Origin of the sequence: Candidatus Symbiopectobacterium sp. (genome assembly GCF_020054415.1) — a bacterium.
Lineage (GTDB): Bacteria > Pseudomonadota > Gammaproteobacteria > Enterobacterales > Enterobacteriaceae > Symbiopectobacterium.
In genome coordinates this window covers 1-8,698 of the sequence record NZ_JAHWCO010000003.1, presented here as the reverse complement: position 1 = coordinate 8,698, position 8,698 = coordinate 1, and the positions used below count along the sequence as shown (strand labels likewise).

General features: G+C 55.0%; 3 protein-coding genes, 6 pseudogenes and 1 riboswitch. Of the genes and pseudogenes, 2 read left to right on the top strand and 7 right to left on the bottom strand.

Annotated features, from left to right (window positions below; translation table 11 throughout):
• Positions 1-139 precede the first annotated feature (139 nt).
• A pseudogene (locus QZ506_RS00100) lies at positions 140-1,336 on the top strand (PLP-dependent aminotransferase family protein); the annotation flags it as partial.
• Positions 1,337-1,604: 268 nt separating this feature from the next.
• Here the strand turns inward: QZ506_RS00100 and thiH are convergent.
• From thiH to rsd, 7 genes and pseudogenes are all read right to left on the bottom strand, one after another.
• Positions 1,605-2,706: pseudogene (gene thiH, locus QZ506_RS00095) on the bottom strand (2-iminoacetate synthase ThiH).
• Positions 2,703-3,487, bottom strand: a pseudogene (locus QZ506_RS00090) (thiazole synthase). The pseudogenes thiH and QZ506_RS00090 overlap by 4 nt, the downstream one beginning before the upstream one ends.
• A gap of 1 nt (position 3,488) precedes the next feature.
• The gene (thiS, locus tag QZ506_RS00085; RefSeq protein WP_291968259.1) at positions 3,489-3,689 is read right to left on the bottom strand and encodes a sulfur carrier protein ThiS; all 201 of its coding nucleotides are present in this window, start codon (positions 3,687-3,689) and stop codon (positions 3,489-3,491) included.
• Positions 3,686-4,453, bottom strand: a complete 768-nt coding sequence (locus tag QZ506_RS00080) for a HesA/MoeB/ThiF family protein (RefSeq protein WP_291968258.1) — start codon at positions 4,451-4,453, stop codon at positions 3,686-3,688. The genes thiS and QZ506_RS00080 overlap by 4 nt, the downstream gene beginning before the upstream one ends.
• Positions 4,446-5,090 carry a thiamine phosphate synthase gene (thiE, locus tag QZ506_RS00075; protein WP_291968257.1) on the bottom strand — a complete coding sequence of 215 codons (645 nt, stop codon included), beginning with the start codon at positions 5,088-5,090 and terminating at the stop codon, positions 4,446-4,448. The genes QZ506_RS00080 and thiE overlap by 8 nt, the downstream gene beginning before the upstream one ends.
• Positions 5,087-7,028, bottom strand: a pseudogene (gene thiC, locus QZ506_RS00070) (phosphomethylpyrimidine synthase ThiC). The gene thiE and the pseudogene thiC overlap by 4 nt, the downstream one beginning before the upstream one ends.
• 129 nt (positions 7,029-7,157) lie before the next feature.
• Positions 7,158-7,281: riboswitch (TPP riboswitch) on the bottom strand.
• A gap of 121 nt (positions 7,282-7,402) precedes the next feature.
• Positions 7,403-7,867: pseudogene (rsd, locus tag QZ506_RS00065) on the bottom strand (sigma D regulator).
• Between the two features lie 108 nt (positions 7,868-7,975).
• On the opposite strand from rsd, the pseudogene nudC reads away from it, so the two are divergent.
• Positions 7,976-8,559: pseudogene (nudC, locus tag QZ506_RS00060) on the top strand (NAD(+) diphosphatase); the annotation flags it as partial.
• Positions 8,560-8,698 lie beyond the last annotated feature (139 nt).

The window sequence follows — 8,698 nt, the reverse complement described above, 5'->3', positions numbered from 1 at the left end:
CGCTGCTTGAGGGCCTTGTTATAAGAGGGCCAGTTGGTGATTTTAAAATTTTGTTTTGCCATGGAGACCTGATTTTGAAACAACTGTGGTGATCTGCTCCGATGATTACCCAAAAGTTCTATTTATTCAACAAAGCCGCTATTATGTCGCGCCGCGCAAAGCACATCCGCCGGTGCCGGGCTTAACCCGTCCTGTGCAGCGCCCGGTAGAAATCAGCCAATGGGACTCGGTGCGAGAGCTGTTCAGCACCAATCCGGAACGTAACCTGTACAACTTGGGTGGCGGCGGGCCGGATGTCAGCCAGTCCTCGATTAAACCTTTATGGAAATCCCTGACGCGCTTTTGTCAGCGGCAGGACCTGCGGGTATTGAATTACGGCAATATGTATGGCGCGCCGGAACTGCGCGAGCAAATTGCCCGATTGGCGCTGGACAGTGATTTCCAACTGGCGGCAGAAGATATCGTGATCACCACTGGCTGCTAGGAGGCGTTGTTCACCGCATTGCGTTCCCTGTGTCGGGAAGGGGATATTGTGGCGGTGGAGTCACCCACCTTTCCCGGTACGCTGCAAACGCTGCGTGGGTTGGGAATAAAAGTGGTGGAAATCCCCACCGATGCTGTGACGGGCATCAGCCTGGAAGCCTTGCAACTGGCGCTGGAGCAGTGGCCGATAAAAGCGGTGATGCTTGTGCCAAGTTGCAATAACCCGCTCGGTTTTTATATGCCGGATGCACGCAAGAAGGCGCTGATCGTGCTGGCACAGCAGTTTGATATTGCCATCATTGAAGATGACGCTTACGGCGAGTTGGCGTATGAATATCCGCGACCGCGCACCATCAAATCCTTTGATAACGATGGCAGAGTGCTGCTGTGCAGTTCATTTTCCAAGAGTTTGGCTCCTGGGCTGCGTATGGGTTGGATTGCCCCCGGACGCTATCTGGAGCGCGTGCTACACACCAAATACACCAGCACGGGCTATTCCGTTACCCATACCCAGTTAGCCGTGGCAGAGTTTATTCGTCAGGGCCACTATCAGCCCCACGTGCGTCGGATGCGTACCTATTATAAAAGCAATCTCGATGCGTTCACCTGCTGGGTGCGGCGCTATTTCCCCTGCGGAATCTGTGTTAGCCGACCGCAAGGCGGATTTCTGATGTGTATTGAGTTTCCTGAAACCTTCGATACGTTGCGGCTGAATAGCTTGTTACGTCAGTCCGGTATTCAGATAGCCTCTGGCTCGTTGTTCTCTGCGCCCGGCAAATACCGCAACTGTATGCGCGTGCACTACGGTCTGCCGTTAACCGATGAGATGCAGCAGATGCTACGCGTGATTGGCGAGCATGCAGAACACCTGCTGCATGAAGATACGATGAGAGACCCTAGGTGTATGTCGAAGAAGGGCCGATACAGGGCGACAGCGCCACCCTGTATCGGCAGCGAGGGCAAAACCGAATGGAACAATTCGTTTTTGGTCGACGCATCAAGGTATTCAACATCATCACGTTACGTAGCGAAAGATAAACAGAGGGTGCATGGTTTGGCCGTTTTATCGCCGAATAGTGGCATTATTCGCCCCTTTATCCAGCGTTATGTTGATGACGCGACTACCTTCCCAAATATCCATCCCAGTCTTTCCATACCGGTTGCAGGCCGGCCTGTGCGACGGCTTCCGGGCGGCGATTATCATGGGGGGGAAATTGCTCCAATTCGGAACGATTGTCTGCATAGCCTCCCGGCTGCGTTTTGGAAAATGCACTAATGCTGTTGATGGCAATAGGCACCACGTAATCGCGAAAATAGGGGGATTCTCGGGTAGATAACGACAATTCTACGTCGGGCGCCAGCAGGCGGAACGCGCAAATCACTTGCAGTAATTGCGCTTCGTCCATGATCGACGCGGGTGTGATGCCGCCCGCACAGGGCCGCAGGCGCGGAAACGAGATGGAGTAACGGCTCTGCCAGTAGGTTTGCTGCAAATACAGCAAGTGTTCCGCCACCATATAGCAGTCGGTGCGCCAACTGTGCGATAAGCCAATTAACGCGCCGAACCCGATCTTGTCGATCTCGGCGCTGCCCAAACGATACGGTGTGTCTAGGCGCCAATGAAAATCCTGCTTGTTGCAGCGCAGGTGATGTTGCTGATAGGTCACCGGATGGTAGGTTTCCTGATAGACCATCACGCCGTCCAGCCCCAGCCCTTTCAGCTCGGCGTAATCCTCTTGCGCCATCGGTTGCACTTCCATCATTAGTGCGCTGAAGTGTGGCTGAATCAGTGGCAACATGTCGCGAAAATAATCCATGCCAACTTTACGTTGATGTTCCCCCGTGACCAGCAGCAGGTTGTCAAACACCAGCGCTTTGATGGCGGAAATCTCGCGCAGGATTTCTCAAGGTGTTGCTCTTGATGTGGTTGCTCATGGAGAAACCACAGTAGGTGCAGTCATTGGCGCACAGGTTTGACAGGTAGAGCGGAACATAAAAGCCCACGGTATTACCGAAGCGTTGCCGGGTAAGCTGCTGAGCCCGTGCAGCCAGCGGTTCCAAATAGTGCCGCGCTACCGGGGAAAGCAGTGCCATCATATCGTCACGAGAGAGCGTGGTTGCGGTGAGAGCACGTTCCACATCGTGTGCGGTTTTGCTATTGATATCGAGAGTGATGGCATCCCAATCGAGCTGTTCCCAGCGAGTACGAAAAGCGCGCGTCATGATTGCGCCTCCGACGTTATCTGATGAAGAAAGCCGGTCAGCGGGCTGGTGGCGCTCTCCACATGCTGGCGTTGGCATAATCCGGCGTGGCGTGCCCGTTCGCCCGCGTTTACTGCTAAACGAAAGGCGTGAGCCATCTGCACCGGGTCGCACGCCACGGCAATGGCCGTGTTAACCAGCACCGCATCGGCCCCCATCTCCAGCGCCTCGGTGGCGTGGCTGGGGGCACCAATACCTGCGTCAACCACGAAGGGTACTGTGGCCTGCTCAATAATGGTGCGAAGGAAATCGCTGGTTTGCAGTCCCTGATTGGAGCAGATAGGTGCACACAACGGCATCACGGCGGCGCAACCGGCCTCTTCCAGTCGTTTGCACAGCACCGGGTCCGCGCCGCAGTAAGGCAGTACCACAAATCCCTCTTTGACCAGGCGCTCAGCGGCGCGCAGGGTTTCAATCGGGTCGGGCAACAGGTATTTGGCATCGGGGTGAATTTCCAGTTTCAGCCAGTGCGTGCCCAGCGCTTCGCGCGCCAGCCGTGCGGCGAACACAGCCTCATCTGCGGTTTTTGCCCTTGAGTATTGGGCAGGAGCTTCACGCCAAGCTGCTTGAGCGGTGCGAAGATGGCGTCATTACCGGTTTTCAGGTCAACACGTTTCATGGCCAGCGTGACTAACTGAGAACCCGAAGCCTGCAACGCTGCGTGCATCAGTTCGGCGGTAGCGAATTTACCTGTTCCGGTTAATAACCGGGAAGAAAAGCGAGTATCGGCAATCTGCAACATATCAACCCCCTGCGATAGCCTGAAAAATAAGAATATCGTCGCCTGAGCAAACGGGTCGTGTCGCCCATTCGTCACGCGGAACAATGGTCTGGTTTATCGCCAGCGCCGTACCGGGCTGCAAGCGATCCAACACCGTCAGCAGGGTTTCCACCGTAATGCCATCATCGCACGCCATAGGGGTGTCGTTCAGCGTGATGTTCATGCCGCGATACCCTTACAGACTGGGCAGCACGCCGAGCGGCTTAACTGAAAGGTTTGCCAGCTTTGTTGCTTGCCATCAAACAGGCACAGCTTGCCGCTGAGTGCGGAAGGCAACCCCGCCAGTAGCTTGATGGCTTCCAGCGCCTGAAGCGTGCCGATGACCCCGACCACTGGGCCGAGCACACCGGCGGTGCGGCAGTTACGCTGCGGTTCTGTCGCTTCTGGATAGAGACAGGCGTAACAGCAGTGTGGATAGGGGGGCGTTAGCACCAGCAACTGTCCGCTAAAACCAACCGCACTGCCGCTGACCAGCGGCGTTTGCTGCTGAACGCAAGCGGCGTTCACCGCATGGCGCGTGGTCATGTTGTCACTGCAATCCAGCACCAGATCGGCCTGTTGAACCGCGTGGTGTAAGGCCGTTCCTGCGAGACGCTCAGTGAGCGTTACCACCTCTGTTAACGGGGTGAGTGCCAAGAGCTGCTGTTTGGCGAGCGTGGCTTTGGGGCGAGAAATATCCTGCGTGCGATAGAGGATTTGCCGTTGTAGATTGGAAATATGCAGTTGGTCGTCATCTGCGATCGTCAAGCTGCCGACTCCAGCGGCAGCGAGATAGAGCGCGGCGGGCGCGCCTAGCCCGCCCATGCCGACCAGCAGCACACGGGATTTTTTTAGCCTTTCTTGTCCTTCCGGGCCGATATCTTCCAGCAGCAATTGACGGCTGTAGCGTAAGAACTCTTGATCGCTCAGTGCCGGATCGTTAAGCATCATGACCCTCCTGATTTTCAATCAGGCCAAGCAGGGTGGCAGTGGCCTGGCGCCAGTCGGCGGCCTGCGTGATTGCGCTGACCACTGCAATACTGCCGACGCCGGTAGCCAGCACGTTCGGTACGCGGTCAATACTGATGCCGCCGATGGCCACGGTAGGGAAACATCCTTGTAGCACGTCAATGTGACGCTTCAATTCGCTCACGCCCTGCGGAGCGGAGGGCATCTCTTTGGTTTGTGTCGGGAAGATATGCCCGAGGGCGATATAAGACGGTTTGAGCGCTACGGCGCGAGCCAGTTCCACGTCGTCGTGGGTTGAAATTCCCAAACGTAGCCCCGCATTGCGGATTGCCTCCAGATCGGCGCTATCCAGATCCTCTTGGCCCAGATGCACGCCGTATGCCCGATGTTTGACAGCCAGTTGCCAAAAATCGTTAATAAACAAGCGTGCCTGATAATCCTTCCCGAGCGCGATGGCCTGCATGATGGCGGTCTCAGCTTGTTCTGCAGTGTTGTCCTTAATGCGTAACTGGATGGTTTTTACGCCAGCACCGAGCAGGCGCTCGATCCAGGTTACACTGTCCACTACAGGATAAAGTCCGAGCAGGGGGGCGGTCGCGGGAAATGCCAGATTCATTTTGCTTCCTCCCCGAGCAGCGTCGTGGCACTGTGGTAGAGCTCGCTGCCGCGCGCTCGGAACTGGACCGACTTCTATCGGCTGCGCTTCCACAGCTGGGGTGGGATTTTTCGCAGCGTATTCAATCACTTCCTGCGAAATTTTCATCGAGCAGAATTTGGGGCCGCACATGGAACAGAAGTGTGCCACTTTGCCGGATTCTTGCGGAAGGGTTTCATCGTGATAGGCGTGTGCGGTTGTCGGGTCGAGCGCCAGATTGAACTGGTCTTCCCAACGAAACTCAAAGCGTGCTTTGGACATGGCGTTATCGCGGATCTGCGCACCGGGATGTCCTTTCGCCAGATCGGCTGCATGTGCGGCGATCTTGTAGGTGATAAGCCCCTGCTTCACATCCTCTTTGTTGGGCAGCCCAAGGTGTTCTTTCGGTGTAACGTAGCAGAGCATGGCGCAACCGAACCAGCCAATCATCGCGGCCCCGATACCGGAAGTGAAGTGGTCATAGCCGGGTGCGATATCGGTGGTCAGCGGCCCCAATGTATAGAACGGCGCTTCGTGGCATCGCTCCAACTCTTCGGTCATGTTGCGGCGAATCATCTGCATCGGCACATGCCCCGGCCCCTCAATCATCACTTGCACGTCATACTCCCAGGCGATGTTGGTCAACTCACCCAAGGTATGCAGCTCGGAAAACTGTGCCTGATCGTTGGCATCCTGAATGGAGCCGGGACGCAAGCCATCGCCCAGCGACAGGGCAACATCGTAGGTTGCACAAATCTCGCAGATTTCACGGAAGTGGACGTAAAGAAAGTTCTCCTGATGGTGCGACAGGCACCACTTCGCCATGATGGAGCCGCCGCGCGATACGATGCCGGTCAGGCGCTGTGCGGTCATCGGCACATAGCGCAGCAGCACCCCCGCGTGAATGGTGAAGTAATCAACACCTTGCTCTGCTTGCTCAAGCAGCGTATCGCGGAACATTTCCCACGTGAGGTTTTCCGCCACACCATTGACCTTCTCTAGTGCCTGATAAATAGGAACGGTGCCAATTGGTACTGGGCTGTTGCGCAGTATCCACTCGCGGGTTTCGTGAATATAGCGTCCGGTGGAGAGATCCATCACGGTATCGGCCCCCCACAGCGTGGACCAGACCAGTTTTTCCACCTCTTCCTCGATAGACGAGGTGACCGCCGAGTTGCCGATGTTAGCGTTCACCTTGACCAGAAAATTGCGCCCGATAATCATCGGTTCAGATTCGGGGTGATTGATGTTGGACGGGATGATGGCACGGCCTGCGGCGACTTCCTGGCGCACAAATTCCGGGGTGATGTTGTCCGGCAGGATCGCGCCAAAGCTTTGTCCCGGGTGGTGGTGGCGCAACACTTCGCTGCGAATACGCTCACGTCCCATGTTCTCGCGGATGGCGATAAACTCCATTTCCGGCGTTATGATCCCTTGGTGCGCATAGTGCAACAGCGTGACGCACTTGCCTGACTGGGCACGTTTGGGCTGCGGTAACTGTTCAAAGCGCAGGTGATCTAACCCTGCATCCGCCAATCGCTGCTGGGTAAAACGGGAACTGACGCCAGAAAGTGGCTCGGTGTCGTTACGTTCAGCAATCCAATCGGCACGCAGTTTGACCAGCCCGGTACGCACGTCCGGACGTGCGTCGGGATCGCCATACGGCCCTGCCGTGTCATACACCGGCACGGCTTCGTTAGGTTCATAGCGAGGATTGTCTTTGTCGCCACCTAACAGCGTTGGGCTAAGGGAGATTTCCCGCATCGGTACACGGATATCACTGCGCGACCCAGTAAGGTAGATACGCGTGGAGTTAGGGAAGGTGGTGCCGCGCAAGTTATGAATAAACGCCTTGGAGGATTCGCGCTTTTCGGGACGGCCAGACGGGGTTTTTGGCGTTGTAGCGGGTGATTGAGACATAGCATGTTCCTGATTATGGTTAAGGAAAAATGCTTGTCTGGAGCTCGCAGGGAGTAATTATGGTTGTCTTGGCCCCGATTTTACGCGCTATGCCGGTAACAACATGGCGTTGATAACGGTGACAAAACAGAATGGATTACTCTTGTTCCCTTCGCAGGTTTTAACCTGATCAGGTTCCGCGGATCCCGAATAAACGGTCTCAGCCTGCGGTTTATGTAGGACATAAACACGCTAGGCACTCCGACAAGATACGCCCGATATTCAGCACAGCGGCTGTTTACCAAGCAATAACCCCATTACCATGAGGTTAATAAAACGCTAACACTTTAGGACGTCTGAGAGATACTGTCAAAATGTAAGGTGGGGCGATGCTGTTATTCTTTATCAATGACCAGGTGAATCAATCGATCTTCCAGAGCAAAGCGTTCCGCCATGGCTTCGCCGACGCTTGACAGCGCCTACTGAAACTCAATGCAGTTGTCGTGATCGATGGCGGTCGCCAGACTGCTGTCGTAGAAATCCATAATGAATTGCGTGTTGGCCTGTAACGCCAGCGCCAGACGGTGCGTTTGCGCCAGCTTTTGATCGCTCAGTGCAACTGCCTCTTGCAAGATGCGCTCATAGACATGGAAATGGCAGGCGGAAAGATAGTCCACAAGGTTGTGGAAAAAATCATCCAGCGCCTGCTCATCGAGCGAGGTGTGTTTATCTTTGTTTGGCTTAATGCCGACCAGATGGTAATAGGCAATCAGAAGTTGCTTGCGCGCTTGTAGCCATTGGTCTATTAACGCATTATTGCCACCAACGTACTCAGTCAGACTTTGTAATTGGTTTAACATTGTTGACTCCGTGCATTGATAAGAAAGAACAATCGGTGACAATGGAATTCTGCCATATCCCTGACAGTTAAAATGCCAGTGGAGTGTCTGTGGAGCAATAGAAAAGATATGGAACAAACATTAAAAGGTGATGAGCATGGGTGGTGGGTGGTGGGTGGTGGGTGGTCAGCCATGATAGTCAAGTGTGGCTACCCGAAGGGAAGCTCCCGTATGGCACGGCGGCGCAGTGCGGATTGGAAGGCATTGTTGGACGCCAGATAGGGGAGTGGCAGGGGGAGTGCGTGTGGCTGGTCAGTCACCAGAAAACGTCGCAGATGGATTCTGTACGCCAACTGCTGGATGAAGACGTGGCGCTGTTTCAACTGGCAGGACGCGGTGTACAACTGGTCGAGTTTTATCGTTCGCTCCAGTTTTGCGGCTATTGCGGGAAGAAAATGGTGCACAGCAAAACGGAGCTGGCGTGCTTGTGTCAGCAGTGTAAAGAGCGGTATTACCCACAAATCGCCCCGTGTGTGATCGTGGCGATCCGGCGTGGCGAAGAGATCTTGCTGGCGCAGCACCAACGTCACCGCGGCAATATGTATACCGCGCTGGCAGGTTTCGTGGAAGTGGGAGAAACGCTCGAACAGGCAGTCGCCCGTGAAGTGATGGAAGAGAGCAATATTCGTATTAAAAATCTGCGCTACATCGCTGTACTAGCTCAGACCTGATCTGACAGTTACCGATTATTTATACAGGCGTCTGTCAGATTACATCTGGTTCAGATTCTTTTCTGCCCAGATCCGTTTTCCATCGAGTAAAGTGGCCATCGGCGTACGCCCGCAGCACATT

Bases quoted from the DNA above. Each gene is read 5' to 3' on its own strand.
- thiS (WP_291968259.1), bottom strand. From the start codon at position 3,689: ATGAACATCACGCTGAACGACACCCCTATGGCGTGCGATGATGGCATT.
- QZ506_RS00080 (WP_291968258.1), bottom strand. From the start codon at position 4,453: ATGCTTAACGATCCGGCACTGAGCGATCAAGAGTTCTTACGCTACAGC.
- thiE (WP_291968257.1), bottom strand. From the start codon at position 5,090: ATGAATCTGGCATTTCCCGCGACCGCCCCCCTGCTCGGACTTTATCCT.